Source organism: Pseudomonas sp. FP1762 (assembly GCF_030687105.1).
Classification (GTDB): Bacteria; Pseudomonadota; Gammaproteobacteria; order Pseudomonadales; family Pseudomonadaceae; genus Aquipseudomonas; species Aquipseudomonas siliginis.
Genome location: NZ_CP117458.1, coordinates 3,328,048 through 3,343,398, shown reverse-complemented (window position 1 = coordinate 3,343,398; position 15,351 = coordinate 3,328,048). Strand labels below are relative to the sequence as shown.

Sequence of the window (15,351 nt, the reverse complement as noted above, 5' to 3'; positions counted from 1 at the left end):
GGCTCCGTGATCGGCATTGAATGCTTTGCTTTGGATAACGCCGATACACGGGCGCAATCGCTGTATACGGAAATATATAGCGATATGCCGCCAAGTGGCGAGGGAATAAATCCGCTCGCCGCGTAAATTCAATGACGGTTGAGTTTCGCCAATGCGCCCTCGGCGAGTTGGCGGGTCAGTTCAGCGCTGCCGATATCCTTGCCCAACGTCAGCGCCTGACCGGCCCACAGATTGGCAAAATCGGCGTCATCCTTGGCTCGCAGCGGCATCAGCGCGCCGCCGGCCAACGGAAAGGCTGGCGCTTGCGCTGACATCGGGCCGAGTTCGCGCATCGCCCGATTGACAATGCCCCGCGCCGGACGTCCGGTGAAAATGTTGGTGATGGCGGTCTGGCTTTCCTTGGCGGTGCGCAGGGCCTTGTGGTGCGAGGCGCTGACCTTCGCCTCCGGGGTAAACAGAAACGCCGTGCCGACTTGCACCGCCGAGGCTCCGAGCATCAACGCGGCTGCAACGCCTCGGGCATCGCTAATCGCACCCGCCGCAATCACCGGCACTTTCACCGCGTCGACCACCTGCGGCACCAGTGCAAAGGTGCCGACCTGGCTGCTCAGATCATCGCTGAGAAACATCCCGCGATGCCCGCCCGCCTCATAACCCATGGCGATGATCGCATCGCAGCCGTGTTGCTCCAGCCAGATCGCTTCTTCGACCGTGGTGGCAGACGAAAGGATTTTCGCCCCGGTTGCCTTGACCCGATCGAGCAGGGTTTTCTCCGGCAGCCCGAAATGAAAACTCACCACTTCGGGGCGGAATTCTTCGAGCACGGCACACGCTGCTTCGTCGAACGGTGCGCGATTGGACACCGGTGTTGGCGCCTCGAAATCGGCACCGAGTTCGCGGTAGTAAGGTTCGAGCAGATTTTTCCACTCCCGGGCTCGCTGCTCATCAGGCGCCGGTGGCTGATGGCAGAAGAAATTGACGTTGAACGGCTTGGTGGTGTGCTGGCGAATCGTCTTCAGTTCTTCGCGCAGTTGCTCGATGCTCAGCATCGCTGCGGGCATTGAACCGAGGCCGCCGGCATTGCACACGGCAATCACCATCGAAGAATTGGTCGCACCGGCCATCGGGCCTTGGATGATCGGCAGTTCGATACCGAGAAGATCAAGGATGCGGATGTCTGGCCACTGGCTCATATAACGAATCTCCGAACGATGAAACGGGCAGGGACGGCAAGCGGTTTTAGCAGCAAAACCGGCTGCGGGGCCAGTCTGAAATTCTGAACATTACGTGCAGTTTTTCAGCGTCGGTGCGGGTGGCTTAGCGAAAGTCGAGTGTGGCAATGTGTTGCGATGTGTTATTTCAGCGCACGCTTTCTTCCCATTATTTTCGAGGGGCCGTCATGTTCAATGCCATTCTGATCGACAAAGATGACAGCGGTTATCGCGCCAATCTGCAGCAAATCGATGAGCAGCAACTGCCCGAAGGCAACGTCAGCGTGAACGTCGCGTACAGCACCCTGAATTTCAAAGATGGCCTGGCGATCACCGGCAGTAGCTCGGTGGTACGCAAGTTTCCCATGGTGCCGGGGATCGATCTGGCGGGGACTGTCGAATCCAGTTCGCATGCCGATTTCAAGGCGGGCGATCGGGTGCTGCTCAACGGTTGGGGCGTCGGTGAGAGCCACTGGGGCGGGCTGGCGCAAAAGGCTCGGCTCAATGGTGACTGGCTTATTCCGTTGCCCGAAGCTTTCACGCCGGCGCAAGCCATGGCCATCGGCACCGCAGGTTACACGGCAATGCTGTGCATTCTGGCGCTGGAGCGCCATGGCCTGACACCGGATCACGGCGAAGTGCTGGTCACCGGCGCCAATGGCGGGGTCGGCAGCTTTGCCATCGCCTTGCTCAGCAAGTTGGGCTACCGCGTGGTGGCATCCACCGGCCGTGTATCCGAGCATGAATACCTGCAGCAATTGGGTGCTGCCGAAATCATCGATCGAGCCACCTTGTCCGAACCGGGCAAGCCGTTGGCGAAAGAGCGCTGGGCGGCGGTGGTCGATTCGGTCGGTAGTCATACGCTGGCGAATGCTTGCGCCAGCACACGCTCGGAAGGCGTGGTCGCGGCATGCGGGTTGGCGCAAGGCATGGATTTCCCGGCCTCGGTAGCACCGTTCATTCTGCGCGGCGTAACGCTGGCCGGGATCAACAGCGTGACCCAGCCCAAGGCGCGCCGTATCGAGGCCTGGGGCCGACTGGCCAAGGATCTGGATTTCTCGTTATTGCAATTGATCAGTCACGAAATCAGCTTGAGCGAAGCCCTTGAGGCCGCGCCCAGATTACTCGCCGGGCAACTGCGGGGCAGGGTGGTGGTCGACGTCAATCGTTGAGTTCGCGCTCAAGCAGTTGGCGTTTGCGCTCGACGCCCCAGCGGTAGCCGGAAAGATTGCCGTCACTGCGCACCACGCGGTGGCAGGGAATCGCCACCGCCAAACGGTTGGCCCCGCAAGCCTGGGCCACGGCGCGCATCGAAGTCGGCGCGCCGATGCGTTGCGCGATTTCGGCGTAACTTGCGGTGCTGCCTGCGGGGATCTCACGCAGCGCCTGCCAGACGCGCTCCTGAAACGCTGTGCCGCGTATATCCAGCGGCAAGTTCAGGCCCGTCGCGGGCGCTTCGACAAAGCCGACGACGCTGGCGATCAACTGTTCAAATTCGCGGTCGGCGCCGATCAGGTTGGCCTTGCGAAACTGATCCTGCAGGTTGCAGACCAGCTGATGCGGATCGTCGCCGAGCAGAATCGCGCAGATCCCACGTTCGCTTTGCGCCACCAGAATCGCCCCCAGCGAGCATTGGCCAACGGCAAAGCGAATGTCGTTGTTCTGCCCGGCAGCGCGATAGTCGGTGGGCTTCATGCCCAGCAGTTGATCGGCTGATTCGTAAAAGCGGCTGTTGGAGTTGAAGCCAGCGTCATACAGCGCGTCGGTCACCGAGCCGCCGTCCGCCAGGCGCGCACGCAGTTTGCATGAGCGATGCGCCGTGGCGTAAGCCTTGGGCGTCAGGCCGGTCGCGGCTTTGAATACTCGATGAAAATGGAAAGGGCTAAGGCCGGCGCTGGCGGCGAGGCTGTCGAGCGCGGGCAATGTCTCGCACGCTTCGATCTGCCGGCAGGCTGCTGCGATGATCGCCGCATGTTGCGCGTCATTCTGGTCCTTGCTGGCGCGTTTGCTCGGCCGATATCCGGCAGCTTCGGCCAGTTCGGCGGTGTCGAAAAACTCGACGTTCTGCGGTTTCGGCAGGCGCGCCAGACTGCTCGGCCGGCAATAGATGCCAGTGGTTTTGACCGCATAGACAAATTGCCCGTCGGCACGCGGATCGCGCGCCACCACAGCGGCCCAGCGGGGATCGTGTTCAATGCTGATTGTCTTCGAAAGCTTGTCCATGAGAGGGGATCCGTTGACCTGTTTGAGTCAGGTTAACCAGCATCGTAACCCGCAACACTCCGCGCCTTGCGGTCAAACTTTTATTGATCGCCAGCAACGCGGAAGGTGATGTTGATGCGCCGTTCGCCCAAGAGCGGGTGATGGCCGGGTTTGATTGGCAGCACGCCGTGATAGCGCAGGCGGTCCACGCCGCCCCAGACCACCATGTCGCCATGCAGCAGCGGGATGCGCTGGGTTTTATCGCTGCGTTCGAAGCCGCCAAACAGAAATATCGCCGGCAAACCCAGCGACAGCGAAACGATGGGCGCGGCATAACCTTTTTCGTCTTTGTCCTGATGCAGCGACATCTTGGCGCCGGGGACGTATTGGTTGATCAGGCAGGAGTCGGCTTGAAAACCCGTAAACCCGGCGCGTTCCGCCGCCTCGTGCGCCAGATCGGCAAACACCGCCGGCATCGACGGCCACGGCAAGCCGCTGAGTGGATCGACGCTGGAATAACGGTAACCGCTGCGATCGGTGATCCAACCCAGCTGTCCGCAACTGCTGGTGCCGACCGACATGCTGAAACCGCCGGGCGTGACCATGTGGCGTAGCGGGGCGGCGGCAAGAATGGCGTCGAGCTCGGTCAGCAGTTGCTCGACCTGTGGCAAGGCGAATCCGCGCAGCACCCACGATTGTTCGCCGATCTGCTCGGCGCGGGGCTGCTGTACGGGTTCGTTGTCGGCGAACAGGTCAAACGTGGTCGGTTGCATGACTCGGTTACAGCGCTTTGCTGACCTTGATGTCACTGAGTTCTTCGTCAGCGTGCATTTTCTTCAGCGCCGCTTTCGCTTCCTCGTCAGTGCCGGTTTCCAGTTCAGCGAATTCGAAACGCTGTTCACCGTCCAGTTTGTACTTGATCACGTATTTGGTTTTTTGCGCCACGGTCATGTTTCCCTTGCAGAATAGGCTGCGCGTCTCAGCTCAGTTTAGTGCTGGAGCGACGGATGATCTTGATCGAGTGGGTCAGCGTCGGCTTGCGCGTCACGCTGATTGCGCGGCGGTTGACGGTGTCGATGGTGATGTTCCAGAAGCCGGTGCTCGGTGCGGTGATGCGTGCCGGGAACGTGTCGAACGCGCCGCCGTGGTAGGTGTGACGGCCGCCGTTTTTGAAGCTGCGGAAGTTGGCGTCGTTCATCAAACGGATGTTGCACATCTGCGAGCATTGAATGACGACGATGTCGTCTTCGTTGAGGTGCTCGCGCTGGTGAATGAATTTCATGGGCGCCTCCAGAAGGGCTTTTTCTACTAAATCAAAACGATAGCTTGTCGATGGGCGCAGTTTATCAGCCCGCACGGGTTATTATCTGGCCGTCGGGCGTTGCTTTGACAAATTTTGAACAGAACTTCGCCATGGCGGGCGGGTTAAATGCACAAGGCCCCGGAGAAAAGCGGCATTTGTGCTGTCGGACGGTCTTTAACGGAGGATTTCTATGAAGTGGGGTGTGGTGTGTGTGCCGTTGATTCTGGCGATGGCCGGTTGTGCAAATGTTTCCGAAATCAATGAAACGCTGCCAACCATGAGCGTGATCTCCGGCAAAAAGCCCCAGGAGTATGCGCAGTGTCTGACCGACAAGCTCGCTGACAGTCGTGGTGCGTTGCAAGTCCAGCCGCAGAAGGACGGTGTACGAGTCATCGTTCCCGGCAAACTTTCGTCAGGCCCGGCAGCCGTGTTTGATATCGAAGATCGCGCCGGCGGCAGCAGCATCAAGCTGCATGAGCGGATGTCCAACGTGCCGGTTCGCCCTCGCGATGTACAGAAAGCTGCGAACGCCTGTATTTCCGGCTGATAGACTAGCGAACATCAGCACCCGATGCCGTCACAGTCCTGCTGTGGCGGCATTGTCATATATGGAGTCGCAATGAAGCGAGAGCACGTGCGGGAGCGCCACGCAGAGGGCCTTATCTCTGCCACTCATGTCATCCAGAATCCGGCGAATCCGGGTGAATGGATCGTGTTTTTCAAGAAGAGTGCAGGGCGCAGCTACTTTTTGGTGGATGACAATGACGAGGTCGAGTCCTTCAATCGGCTCGACGACCTGATCGAGGTCGTCCGTGGCCTCGGGATCAAATTCGCCGAAATCCACATGTAAGGCTTACTTGCAGACGACCACGACGTTGCGCGTCTTGTAGTTGCCAACGTCAACGCCCAGGGTTTTGTCATCTTCCTTGGGCGCCGGTGTGCCATCAGTGCCGACGATGCGATAGCCGGTGCCGGCGCAGGAGGCATCGGCCTTTTCGTAGCACATGGCCCATGAGTTGGCTTCGCCGGAACAGTCGATGCTCAGACCCTGTTCGCCATTGTTCAGATAGGTGGGCTGCGAAGTGGCACAGCCGCTCAGTACCAATACCGCGAAAAGCGGCTGCAGTTTGTTCAGGTTCATGGTTGCGAGGTCTTCAAGTGGGGGACTGGTTGCTCTGACAGCGCCGCGATGAAAAGGTTATAGCGATTGGCCACTTGTTTGCCAACAAAGCACAAAAAAGCCCTGCATGCTGGCAGGGCTTGGCGCAAGTGCTAAAAGGATCAGTCCTGATCTTTGCCTCGGCGCTTGGAAGAAGCAGGCGTATCAGTGAACACCGAGGCCACATCTGTCGCCATCTGCTCGCTGTCGAAAGGCCCGGCGATATGTTCGCCATTGGTAGTGGTCAGCGTCCACTTGCCGTCTTTCTTGTCGATCACATACCCGTTGATGATTTTTACCGCAGCCATCTAGTCTGTCTCATTCGCTGGTTCAAAGGCGCCATGATAGCGGCAAATGCTCGCAATGGGGGCTGATAAGCGTATGGTGATCCTGTTTGCCCGGATCTTGAGCTACGCTGACTCCGCCGCTGAAATACCCGGATGGAACTATCCGCGCGAATATTTCTCTATGTTGGCATCGGTTAGCCAGCGCGGGGCATTGTAAGGCGCACGCCGCCTGATTAGACTGCCTCGAAACTCGTACACACAGCCTTTTCAAGGACTTATATGATCAAGAAATGCTTGTTTCCAGCAGCCGGTTACGGCACTCGCTTCCTCCCAGCGACCAAAGCCATGCCTAAAGAAATGCTGCCGGTGGTAAACAAGCCACTGATCCAGTACGGCGTTGAAGAAGCACTGGACGCGGGCCTGACGGAAATCTCCATCGTCACCGGCCGTGGCAAGCGTGCTCTGGAAGACCACTTCGACATCAGTTACGAGCTGGAAAACCAGATCAAGGGCACCGACAAGGAAAAGTACCTGGTCGGTATCCGCAAGCTGTTGGACGAGTGCTCGTTCTCCTACACCCGTCAGACCGAAATGAAGGGTCTGGGCCACGCGATCCTGACTGGCCGCCCGCTGATCGGTGACGAACCGTTCGCCGTGGTTCTGGCGGACGACCTGTGCGTGAACATCGATGGCGACGGCGTACTGACCCAGATGGTCAAGCTGTACAAGCAGTTCCGCTGCTCGATCGTCGCGATCCAGGAAGTCGATCCGCAGGAAACCAACAAGTACGGTGTCATCGCTGGCGAAATGATCCGCGACGACATCTACCGCGTGCACAGCATGGTCGAGAAGCCAAAGCCGGAAGACGCGCCGTCGAACCTGGCGATCATCGGTCGTTACATCCTGACCCCGGACATCTTCGATCTGATCGAGCAGACCGAACCAGGCAAGGGCGGCGAAATCCAGATCACCGACGCCCTGATGAAGCAGGCCCAGAACGGCTGCGTCATGGCCTACAAGTTCAAGGGCAAGCGTTTCGACTGCGGTGGTGCTGAGGGCTACATCGACGCGACCAACTTCTGCTTCGAAAATTTCTACAAGACTGGCAAGGCTTACTAATAGTCTTCGCCTCGTCTGCAAAAGAAAGCCACCTTCGGGTGGCTTTTTCATTTTCCGCCCTTATATGGATGGCAGTGCTTGCCCAATGAATGGCTGCGGGTATGCTGATGGCCTGCCGAGGAGATAGAAATGGCCTACGATTTTGACCTTTATGTGATTGGTGCCGGTTCCGGCGGTGTGCGGGCTGCGCGGTTTGCCGCCGGCTTCGGGGCGAAAGTGGCGGTGGCCGAAAGCCGTTACCTGGGCGGCACGTGCGTCAACGTCGGCTGCGTGCCGAAAAAGCTGTTGGTCTACGGCGCACACTTTGCCGAGGACTTCGAGCAGGCGTCCGGTTTCGGCTGGAACCTGGGCGAAGCCAACTTCGACTGGGCCACGCTGATCGCCAACAAGGACCGTGAGATCAATCGCCTCAACGGCATTTATCGCAATCTGCTGGTCAACAGCGGCGTGACCCTGCACGAGGCGCACGCGAAAATCGTCGGGCCGCACGAGGTCGAGGTCAATGGCGAGCGCTACACGGCAAAGCACATTCTGATCGCCACCGGCGGCTGGCCGCAGATCCCTGAAATCCCCGGGCATGAGCATGCGATCGGTTCGAACGAAGCGTTCTTCCTCAAAGAGCTGCCCAAGCGTATGCTGGTGGTCGGCGGCGGTTATATTGCCGTCGAGTTCGCCGGAATTTTCCATGGCCTCGGCGCCAACACCACGCTGCTGTATCGCGGCGATCTGTTCCTGCGTGGTTTCGACGGGTCGGTGCGCAAGCACCTGCAAGAAGAATTGACCAAGCGTGGCCTCGATCTGCAATTCAATGCCGACATTGCGCGCATCGACAAGCAGGCCGACGGTAGCTTGAAGGCGACGCTCAAGGATGGTCGCGTACTCGAAGCCGACTGCGTGTTCTACGCCACCGGCCGGCGTCCGATGCTGGACAATCTGGGCCTGGAAAACACCGATGTGCAGCTCGACGACAAGGGCTTTATCAAAGTCGACGACGAGTATCAAACCACCGAGCCGTCGATTCTGGCGCTGGGCGACGTCATTGGTCGCGTGCAACTGACCCCGGTCGCTCTGGCCGAAGGTATGGCCGTGGCGCGGCGTCTGTTCAAGCCGGAGCAATACCGTCCGGTGGACTACAAGATGATTCCGACCGCCGTGTTCAGCCTGCCGAACATCGGCACGGTCGGTTTGAGCGAAGAAGAAGCGCGCGAATGCGGCCACGAGGTGGTTATTTTCGAGAGCCGCTTCCGGCCGATGAAGCTGACCCTGACTGACTGCCAGGAGAAAACCCTGATGAAGTTGGTGGTCGACGCCAAAACCGACAAGGTACTTGGCTGCCACATGGTCGGCCCGGACGCTGGCGAGATCGTGCAAGGTCTGGCGATCGCCTTGAAGGCCGGCGCGACCAAGCGCGACTTCGACGACACCATCGGGGTGCACCCGACGGCCGCCGAAGAGTTCGTCACCATGCGTACGCCGGTCAGCGCTTAAGCGTCTGTCGCTTTGGCCGAGTCTGGCGCTGCCGCAACGGTAGCCGCCAGACGCTGGCTGTCTTCAAGGCTTGCCTGAACCTTGAGCAATTCCTTTTCCAATGACTGATTGAGCTGCGTTTGTTCGTCGACGCTCTGCTTGAGCGCCTGGCTTTCCAGTGCCGCCACGCGCAGACGTTCCTGGAGGAGGGTGCGCTCGCTGTCCATGCGCGTGGCCTGCTCGAGCAACTGATCCTGACGCTGATTGCTGTGCTTGAGCTGATCCTGCACAAGATTCAGCTCGCGCTGGGTGCCACGGTTTTCGGTAAGCAGGCGTTCGTTGTCGCGGTGCAACTGCGTGATCTCGTCCTGGCGCACCAACGCGCTCTGCTGGGCTTGACGCAATTCTGCCTGTATCTGCTGAAGTTGCCCTTCATGGCGGGCCTGCTCCTGCTCGCGCTGTTCCTTGGTTGCGTTACGGTAATGCTCAAGCGCATCGCGGGCGTGCAGGTGCTTCTCTTCCAGTGAGCGAATCTGTTCGTCCTTGTCCTGCAAGCGCAATTCAAAGTCGGCCAATGCCTGGTTGAGGCCGGCGTTGCGCGTCTGTTCGGTTTGCAGCATCGAGCGGGTGTTGCTCAGCGCCTCGGATTCGCGTTGCAGTGCGGCGCCTTGAATGTCGTGATCGTGCTCGAGTTTTTCCAGCGCCTGGCGAACCTGTTTCAGCTCGGTTTCCAGTGCTTCGCGTTGCTCCTCGAACTGTTCGCGGGCTTGCTCGATGGGTTCCTGTGCTTGTTCTTTCAGGCGCTGGGCGAGTCGAGAGACGAGGGCGGTGAGCTCATCATCGATCGGTTCTGCTGACGCCTCATTCGGCTGGGCACCGTCGTCCAGTTCTTTCAGATAGCGATGGATCGTGGTTTTCGAGCCGGTGTTGCCCATTTCAATGCGTACTGCATCGATGCTTGGGTGTTCGCCACGGGCGAGGATCGCTGTGCGTGCGATTTGCACCAGTGCTTTGGTAATGCCGCCACGGGCCATGTGAACTCCTACGTTTACGTACTGTGGTACATGCCATTTAAGTACGCAGTGTACCATGCTGAAAATATAGGTAAATCTTTGAGATAAAACAGGCGGGATATACTGGTATTACCCAATGTCAGGGGGCAAAATGCGCATCTGCATGCCTGAACCCGTACGCCAGCGAGAAAACTGCCCATGAGTGAGATTGATCGATATCTGCAAGCCGCCACCCGGGACAACACTCGCCGCAGCTATCGCATGGCCATCGAGCACTTCGAGGTGACGTGGGGCGGATTTCTGCCGGCCACTGCCGATAGCGTGGCGCGTTATCTGGTGGCGCACGCTGGCGTGCTGTCGATCAACACGCTGAAGCTGCGCCTGTCGGCGCTGGCGCAGTGGCACAACAGTCAGGGGTTTGCCGATCCGACCAAGGCGCCAGTGGTGCGCAAGGTGTTCAAGGGCATTCGTGCTTTGCACCCGGCGCAGGAAAAACAGGCTGAGCCGCTGCAATTGCAGGATCTGCAGCGCGTGATCGATTGGCTTGAGCAGGAGGTGCAGACGGCCCGGGAAGAACAGGACCGCCCGACCTTGCTCAAGGCGTATCGGGATCGCGCGCTGATTCTGTTGGGCTTCTGGCGCGGCTTTCGCAGCGACGAGTTGTGCCGCTTGCAGATCGAGCATGTGCAGGCGAGTGCTGGCAAAGGAATCACTTTGTATTTGCCGCGCAGCAAGGGCGACCGGGAAAACCTCGGGCAGACTTATCAGGCCCCGGCGCTGCTGAAGCTGTGCCCGGTGCAGGCCTATATCGATTGGATTACAGAGGCTGCGCTGGTGCGCGGCGCGGTGTTCCGCAGCATTGATCGCTGGGGCAATCTGAGCGAGGAGGGCCTGCACGCCAACAGCATTATTCCGCTGCTCCGCCAGGCGTTGCAGCGCGCCGGGATTGTCGCCGCCGGTTATACCAGTCACTCGTTGCGACGCGGTTTTGCAACCTGGGCGCATCAAAGCGGCTGGGACCTGAAATCGCTGATGAGCTACGTTGGCTGGAAGGACATGAAATCCGCCATGCGCTATGTTGAGGTCAGCCCATTCCAGGGAATGGCTCGGATTATGGATAAGCCGGATCAGCCGTAGAGATCGTTTTCTTCTATTAATACAGTCAGCTAATAGCGAAAACAAATCAGCAGTATCAGGTTTGCCAATGAGCCTTCCGTCGAGTGAGTGGGTAGGATTCACCCATCAACTTCATAACCCCTGACGGAGAGTCATCAATGCCTATCATCAACAGCCAAGTAAAACCGTTCAAAGCTACCGCGTTCAAAAACGGCGACTTCGTTCAAGTCTCGGATGCTGACTTGAAAGGCAAGTGGTCCGTAGTGTTCTTCTACCCAGCCGACTTCACCTTCGTGTGCCCAACCGAGCTGGAAGACCTGGCTGACAACTACGCTGAGTTCAAGAAGCTGGGCGTGGAAATCTACAGTGTTTCGACCGACACCCACTTTGCTCACGCTGCCTGGCACAACACTTCGCCAGCCATCGGCAAAATCGAATACACCATGATCGGCGACCCTACCCACGTCATCTCCCGCAACTTCGACGTGCTGATCGAAGAAGCTGGTCTGGCTGACCGTGGCACCTTCGTGATCAACCCTGAAGGCCAGATCAAAATCGTTGAACTGAACGATGGCGGCGTTGGCCGTGACGCTTCCGAGCTGCTGCGCAAGATCAAGGCTGCTCAGTACGTCGCTGCACACCCAGGCGAAGTTTGCCCGGCCAAGTGGAAAGAAGGCGAGGCCACTCTGGCTCCGTCGCTGGACCTGGTCGGCAAGATCTAAGTCTGTGACATGCAACGCAGGGCGGCACGCCGCACCTTCTTAAGTTAGCTGCACCGCCCAATAAAAATGCCCGGGCGAGATTCGCTCGGGCTTTTTTTCGCCTCAAATAAAGGAAATCGCCCGTATGTTGGACGCCAATCTTAAAGCCCAGTTGAAATCGTACCTGGAACGGGTCACCCAACCGATCGAGATCGTTGCATCCCTCGACGACGGTGCGAAATCCCGTGAAATGCTGGACCTGCTGAAAGACGTTGCCAGTCTTTCGAGCCTAATTACCCTGATCGACAGCGGTGACGATGCCCGCAAGCCATCGTTCTCGATCAATCGCCCTGGAGCCGACATCAGTCTGCGTTTCGCCGGCATTCCAATGGGCCACGAATTCACCTCGCTGGTGTTGGCTCTGCTGCAAGTCGGTGGCCACCCGTCGAAGGCCAGCGTTGAAGTGATCGAGCAGATCCGCTCGCTCAAAGGCGAGTTCAGCTTCGAGACTTACTTCTCCCTGTCTTGCCAGAATTGCCCGGACGTCGTTCAGGCGCTGAACCTGATGGCCGTGCTCAACCCGAATATCCGCCACGTCGCCATCGACGGCGCGCTGTTCCAGGACGAAGTCAACGATCGCAAGATCATGGCTGTGCCGAGCATCTACCTCAACGGCGAAAACTTCGGTCAGGGCCGCATGGGCCTGGAGGAAATTCTCGCCAAACTCGACACCGGCGCTATTGAGCGTCAGGCCGAGAAGATCAGCGCCAAAGAAGCCTTTGACGTGCTGGTCGTCGGCGGTGGCCCGGCGGGTGCTTCGGCCGCTATCTACGCCGCACGTAAAGGCATCCGCACCGGTGTCGCGGCTGAGCGCTTCGGCGGTCAGGTGCTGGATACCATGGCCATCGAGAACTTCATTTCCGTGCAGGAAACCGAAGGGCCGAAACTGGCCACGGCGCTGGAAGAACACGTCAAGCAGTACGACGTCGACATCATGAACCTGCAACGCGCCGACAAGCTGATCCCGGGCAAGAACGGCGAGCTGCATGAAGTCCACTTCGCCAGCGGTGCAACCCTGAAAGCCAAGAGCGTGATTCTCGCGACCGGCGCACGCTGGCGCGAAATGAACGTCCCGGGCGAGCAGGAATACCGCAACAAAGGCGTGGCGTACTGCCCGCACTGCGACGGCCCGCTGTTCAAGGGCAAGCGCGTAGCGGTGATCGGCGGCGGTAACTCCGGCGTTGAAGCGGCGATCGATCTGGCCGGTATCGTGGCGCACGTAACGCTGCTGGAATTCGACGTGCAACTGCGTGCCGACGCCGTGCTGCAACGCAAGCTGCACAGCCTGCCGAACGTTACCGTGATCACCAGTGCGCAAACCACTGAAGTCACCGGCAATGGCGAGAAGGTCAACGGCCTGCGCTACAAGGACCGCACTACCGATGAACTGCGCACGGTTGAGCTGGAAGGCATTTTCGTGCAAATCGGTCTGCTGCCGAACACCGATTGGCTGAAGGGCGCCATCGAGCTGTCGCCGCGTGGCGAGATCATTGTCGACAACCGTGGCGAGACTTCCATTGCGGGGATCTTTGCAGCGGGTGACGTGACGACTGTGCCGTACAAGCAGATCGTGATTGCGGTAGGCGAGGGCGCCAAGGCTTCGCTGAGTGCGTTCGATCACTTGATCCGGACTTCGGCCCCGGCGTAACTGCCAGGTCGAAAACAAAAAAACCCATGAGCGATCATGGGTTTTTTATTGCGCGTGGAAAGCCACCCCTCACCCCAGCCCTCTCCCGAGGGAGAGGGAGCCGACCGAGGTGTCTGAAGTCATCCATCGACCTGAGAGAGCCGGTCGATTATGGATTCACCGCCAATCGTTCAAGTCGGCGTAATTCTCCAACATCCCGCAATCAGTCCCCTCTCCCTCTGGGAGAGGGCTAGGGTGAGGGGCTTTCAGCTTTTACAGCGGCGCAGGCTGAATGATCTCGACCCAGTAGCCATCCGGGTCCTTGATGAAGGCCAGGCTCTTCATCCGGCCGTCGGTCAGGCGCTTCTGGAAATCGCAACCCAGCTCTTCAAAGCGTGCACACGCTGCGACGATGTCCGGCACCGAAATGCAGATGTGACCAAAGCCACGCGGATCGGTGTTGCCATTGTGATAGGCGAAGTCGGCATCGTTTTCGGTACCGTGGTTGTGGGTCAATTCGAGAATGCCTGGAATCGATTTCATCCATTCGGTACGCGCAGCAGCATCGGCCGGGATCTGCGCTTTATCGACCAGCGCAAGGAAGTACAGGCTGAATTCGGCTTCCGGGAAATCGCGCTTCTCGACCAGCGAGAAACCCAGGACGCGGGTGTAGAAATCCAGCGACTTGGTGATGTCCTTCACGCGCAGCATGGTGTGGTTGAACACGAAGTTGCGGGTTGCGCTGTCTGGCGTGGCGGTCACGCCGGGGAAAGTGTTCAGTTCGTTGAGGCTCATGGGCCCTCCAATAACAATGGGCGAGTGAATGGGCGCAATGATACGCATGCCGGCCGGCATCGCCAAATGCAAGGCGGGCTTGCCCTGCGCGAGGGCGGGGCTCAGACTTTGCTCTCTACCTTCGAGTGCGTCCGGCAATGATCCGACTGTTCAAATCCGTGTTTGTTTTTTTTGCTTTGTCATTGGCCGTGGTTTTCCCGGCCATGGCCGAACCGAGCATCACCTGGCCGGCGGGCTGGAAGGTTGAAATGTTGCCGGATACCGCGCCGCCAGTCTCGCGGCAAAGGGCGGTGAAGCTCGATGCCGACGGCAATCAGGTGATGGTGATGGAGTTGACCATGACGCAAGTGGAGGCGGGGCATCAGGTCAATTTGCAAGGCGTGTTGCTGGAGATGCGCAAGTCCATCCAGAAGGATTTCTTCCGCAGTGGTTATCAGAGCGTCTGCAACCGAATCCATCCGGCTGCGTTCGGATCATTGACCGCGTTGGAGACGACCTGCACGATCACCGAGAACGGCCGGCACGTATTGTCACAAACGTTGGTGGCCGCCGTGGAAACAGACAAGGCTTATGTACTTTCATATGCCGGTCAGGCTGAGGTTTATAAGGCGAGCGCCGACGACATAGAGGCGGCACGTAACAGCCTGAAATTATAAACGCCCGTACTAACTCGCGGTGTTTTGAATGCCGGAAAGGATTAAGCACAAAGTTTGATTCATCGTTTGCAGCAACATCGCGCAGCAAAATGTTTAGCGTGATGACTCAGTAACGTTACACAATTTTCCAACTTGTTCGATGAAAATCATTTCATTTGTTAGATATTGTCAATAAAAAAGCCCTGCATCGCGCAGGGCTTTTTGTTGGCGTCAGATTAACCGCGCAACCATGAATCCACGGTGGCCGCACCGTACTGTTCTTTCCAGGCTTTCAGGCCGCGATGGTTGCCGCCCTTGGTTTCGATCAGCTCGCCAGTGTGCGGGTTCTGGTAAACCTTGACGACGCGGGCGCGGCGGGTCTTCGGCGCTGGGGCGGCCTGCAGACCGGACTTCGCCGGGTTCGGGTCGAGGATAGCGATGATATCTTTCAGGCCTTTGCCATAGGTTTTCATCAGTCCCTGGAGCTTTTCTTCGAATTCGATTTCTTTCTTGAGCCCGGCGTCATTCTTCAGCGATTCCAGCTGTTTGAGCTGTTCCTGAAGGGCCTTTTCAGCTGCGCGAAATTCAGCGAGTCTGGACAATATCTTTACTCCAATAGTGTGTTTGGCTGATACCAACCGCAAACAAAGCTATAA

19 protein-coding genes are annotated in these 15,351 nt (G+C 58.5%); 9 read left to right on the top strand and 10 right to left on the bottom strand.

Features of this window, described 5'->3' with window-relative positions; all coding sequences use genetic code 11:
* Positions 1-128: 128 nt before the first annotated feature.
* A complete protein-coding gene (locus PSH90_RS14820) occupies positions 129-1,193 on the bottom strand; it encodes a nitronate monooxygenase family protein (protein WP_305380884.1) in 1,065 nt (354 codons plus the stop codon).
* A gap of 206 nt (positions 1,194-1,399) precedes the next feature.
* Here PSH90_RS14820 and PSH90_RS14815 point away from each other — a divergent pair, with 206 nt between their 5' ends.
* Positions 1,400-2,383, top strand: coding sequence for an MDR family oxidoreductase (locus tag PSH90_RS14815; RefSeq protein ID WP_305380882.1), 984 nt, complete (start codon positions 1,400-1,402; stop codon positions 2,381-2,383).
* On the opposite strand, the gene ada is transcribed toward PSH90_RS14815, so the two are convergent.
* The 4 genes from ada to PSH90_RS14795 form a co-directional block, all read right to left on the bottom strand.
* On the bottom strand, positions 2,373-3,434 hold the full coding sequence (ada, locus tag PSH90_RS14810; protein WP_305380880.1) for a bifunctional DNA-binding transcriptional regulator/O6-methylguanine-DNA methyltransferase Ada: 1,062 nt from the start codon (positions 3,432-3,434) through the stop codon (positions 2,373-2,375). The two genes, PSH90_RS14815 and ada, sit on opposite strands and share 11 nt — an antisense overlap.
* A gap of 80 nt (positions 3,435-3,514) precedes the next feature.
* Positions 3,515-4,186 carry a DNA oxidative demethylase AlkB gene (gene alkB / locus PSH90_RS14805; RefSeq protein ID WP_252886303.1) on the bottom strand — a complete coding sequence of 224 codons (672 nt, stop codon included), beginning with the start codon at positions 4,184-4,186 and terminating at the stop codon, positions 3,515-3,517.
* A gap of 7 nt (positions 4,187-4,193) precedes the next feature.
* A complete protein-coding gene (locus tag PSH90_RS14800) occupies positions 4,194-4,364 on the bottom strand; it encodes a hypothetical protein (RefSeq protein ID WP_016774926.1) in 171 nt (56 codons plus the stop codon).
* Between the two features lie 28 nt (positions 4,365-4,392).
* Positions 4,393-4,695 (bottom strand): DUF1883 domain-containing protein, encoded by a 303-nt coding sequence (locus PSH90_RS14795; RefSeq protein ID WP_007912251.1) that lies wholly within the window; start codon positions 4,693-4,695, stop codon positions 4,393-4,395.
* A 211-nt stretch (positions 4,696-4,906) separates the two neighbouring features.
* On the opposite strand from PSH90_RS14795, the gene PSH90_RS14790 reads away from it, so the two are divergent.
* Both PSH90_RS14790 and PSH90_RS14785 read left to right on the top strand, forming a co-directional pair.
* Positions 4,907-5,263, top strand: coding sequence for a hypothetical protein (locus PSH90_RS14790; protein ID WP_016774925.1), 357 nt, complete (start codon positions 4,907-4,909; stop codon positions 5,261-5,263).
* Between the two features lie 72 nt (positions 5,264-5,335).
* Positions 5,336-5,566, top strand: a complete 231-nt coding sequence (locus PSH90_RS14785; RefSeq protein ID WP_016774924.1) for a hypothetical protein — start codon at positions 5,336-5,338, stop codon at positions 5,564-5,566.
* 3 nt (positions 5,567-5,569) lie between these two features.
* Here the strand turns inward: PSH90_RS14785 and PSH90_RS14780 are convergent, their stop codons facing one another.
* Both PSH90_RS14780 and PSH90_RS14775 read right to left on the bottom strand, forming a co-directional pair.
* The gene (locus tag PSH90_RS14780) at positions 5,570-5,857 is read right to left on the bottom strand and encodes a hypothetical protein (protein WP_016774923.1); all 288 of its coding nucleotides are present in this window, start codon (positions 5,855-5,857) and stop codon (positions 5,570-5,572) included.
* Positions 5,858-5,997: 140 nt separating this feature from the next.
* Complete coding sequence (locus PSH90_RS14775; protein WP_016774922.1) at positions 5,998-6,183, bottom strand: hypothetical protein; 186 nt, start codon at positions 6,181-6,183, stop codon at positions 5,998-6,000.
* Positions 6,184-6,441: 258 nt separating this feature from the next.
* Between PSH90_RS14775 and galU the strand changes: the two genes are divergently transcribed.
* A complete protein-coding gene (galU, locus tag PSH90_RS14770) occupies positions 6,442-7,281 on the top strand; it encodes a UTP--glucose-1-phosphate uridylyltransferase GalU (RefSeq protein WP_024013124.1) in 840 nt (279 codons plus the stop codon).
* A gap of 129 nt (positions 7,282-7,410) precedes the next feature.
* On the top strand, positions 7,411-8,769 hold the full coding sequence (gene gorA, locus PSH90_RS14765; RefSeq protein WP_305380878.1) for a glutathione-disulfide reductase: 1,359 nt from the start codon (positions 7,411-7,413) through the stop codon (positions 8,767-8,769).
* Here gorA and PSH90_RS14760 read toward each other — a convergent pair.
* On the bottom strand, positions 8,766-9,782 hold the full coding sequence (locus PSH90_RS14760) for a DNA-binding protein (RefSeq protein ID WP_305380876.1): 1,017 nt from the start codon (positions 9,780-9,782) through the stop codon (positions 8,766-8,768). The genes gorA and PSH90_RS14760 overlap by 4 nt on opposite strands.
* Positions 9,783-9,959: 177 nt before the next feature.
* On the opposite strand from PSH90_RS14760, the gene PSH90_RS14755 reads away from it, so the two are divergent.
* The 3 genes from PSH90_RS14755 to ahpF all read left to right on the top strand — a co-directional run bounded on the left by PSH90_RS14755 (position 9,960) and on the right by ahpF (position 13,286).
* Entirely contained in the window at positions 9,960-10,898 is a 939-nt protein-coding gene (locus tag PSH90_RS14755) for a site-specific integrase (RefSeq protein WP_305380875.1), read from the top strand.
* Between the two features lie 137 nt (positions 10,899-11,035).
* Positions 11,036-11,599 (top strand): alkyl hydroperoxide reductase subunit C, encoded by a 564-nt coding sequence (ahpC, locus tag PSH90_RS14750; protein WP_016774916.1) that lies wholly within the window; start codon positions 11,036-11,038, stop codon positions 11,597-11,599.
* A 124-nt stretch (positions 11,600-11,723) separates the two neighbouring features.
* Positions 11,724-13,286: an alkyl hydroperoxide reductase subunit F gene (ahpF, locus tag PSH90_RS14745; RefSeq protein WP_305380874.1), complete on the top strand. Its 1,563-nt coding sequence runs from the start codon at positions 11,724-11,726 to the stop codon at positions 13,284-13,286.
* A 252-nt stretch (positions 13,287-13,538) separates the two neighbouring features.
* Here the strand turns inward: ahpF and gloA are convergent, their stop codons facing one another.
* Entirely contained in the window at positions 13,539-14,060 is a 522-nt protein-coding gene (gene gloA, locus PSH90_RS14740; RefSeq protein WP_039762746.1) for a lactoylglutathione lyase, read from the bottom strand.
* Positions 14,061-14,197: 137 nt separating this feature from the next.
* Between gloA and PSH90_RS14735 the strand changes: the two genes are divergently transcribed.
* Positions 14,198-14,716 (top strand): DUF4946 domain-containing protein, encoded by a 519-nt coding sequence (locus tag PSH90_RS14735; protein ID WP_305380873.1) that lies wholly within the window; start codon positions 14,198-14,200, stop codon positions 14,714-14,716.
* Between the two features lie 215 nt (positions 14,717-14,931).
* Here PSH90_RS14735 and PSH90_RS14730 read toward each other — a convergent pair whose 3' ends face one another.
* Complete coding sequence (locus PSH90_RS14730) at positions 14,932-15,297, bottom strand: histone-like nucleoid-structuring protein, MvaT/MvaU family (RefSeq protein WP_041480175.1); 366 nt, start codon at positions 15,295-15,297, stop codon at positions 14,932-14,934.
* Positions 15,298-15,351: the final 54 nt, after the last annotated feature.

Coding starts and splice junctions, on each gene's coding strand:
- PSH90_RS14820 (WP_305380884.1), bottom strand. CDS start 1,193: ATGAGCCAGTGGCCAGACATCCGCATCCTTGATCTTCTCGGTATCGAA.
- PSH90_RS14815 (WP_305380882.1), top strand. CDS start 1,400: ATGTTCAATGCCATTCTGATCGACAAAGATGACAGCGGTTATCGCGCC.
- ada (WP_305380880.1), bottom strand. CDS start 3,434: ATGGACAAGCTTTCGAAGACAATCAGCATTGAACACGATCCCCGCTGG.
- alkB (WP_252886303.1), bottom strand. CDS start 4,186: ATGCAACCGACCACGTTTGACCTGTTCGCCGACAACGAACCCGTACAG.
- PSH90_RS14800 (WP_016774926.1), bottom strand. CDS start 4,364: ATGACCGTGGCGCAAAAAACCAAATACGTGATCAAGTACAAACTGGAC.
- PSH90_RS14795 (WP_007912251.1), bottom strand. CDS start 4,695: ATGAAATTCATTCACCAGCGCGAGCACCTCAACGAAGACGACATCGTC.
- PSH90_RS14790 (WP_016774925.1), top strand. CDS start 4,907: ATGAAGTGGGGTGTGGTGTGTGTGCCGTTGATTCTGGCGATGGCCGGT.
- PSH90_RS14785 (WP_016774924.1), top strand. CDS start 5,336: ATGAAGCGAGAGCACGTGCGGGAGCGCCACGCAGAGGGCCTTATCTCT.
- PSH90_RS14780 (WP_016774923.1), bottom strand. CDS start 5,857: ATGAACCTGAACAAACTGCAGCCGCTTTTCGCGGTATTGGTACTGAGC.
- PSH90_RS14775 (WP_016774922.1), bottom strand. CDS start 6,183: ATGGCTGCGGTAAAAATCATCAACGGGTATGTGATCGACAAGAAAGAC.
- galU (WP_024013124.1), top strand. CDS start 6,442: ATGATCAAGAAATGCTTGTTTCCAGCAGCCGGTTACGGCACTCGCTTC.
- gorA (WP_305380878.1), top strand. CDS start 7,411: ATGGCCTACGATTTTGACCTTTATGTGATTGGTGCCGGTTCCGGCGGT.
- PSH90_RS14760 (WP_305380876.1), bottom strand. CDS start 9,782: ATGGCCCGTGGCGGCATTACCAAAGCACTGGTGCAAATCGCACGCACA.
- PSH90_RS14755 (WP_305380875.1), top strand. CDS start 9,960: ATGAGTGAGATTGATCGATATCTGCAAGCCGCCACCCGGGACAACACT.
- ahpC (WP_016774916.1), top strand. CDS start 11,036: ATGCCTATCATCAACAGCCAAGTAAAACCGTTCAAAGCTACCGCGTTC.
- ahpF (WP_305380874.1), top strand. CDS start 11,724: ATGTTGGACGCCAATCTTAAAGCCCAGTTGAAATCGTACCTGGAACGG.
- gloA (WP_039762746.1), bottom strand. CDS start 14,060: ATGAGCCTCAACGAACTGAACACTTTCCCCGGCGTGACCGCCACGCCA.
- PSH90_RS14735 (WP_305380873.1), top strand. CDS start 14,198: ATGATCCGACTGTTCAAATCCGTGTTTGTTTTTTTTGCTTTGTCATTG.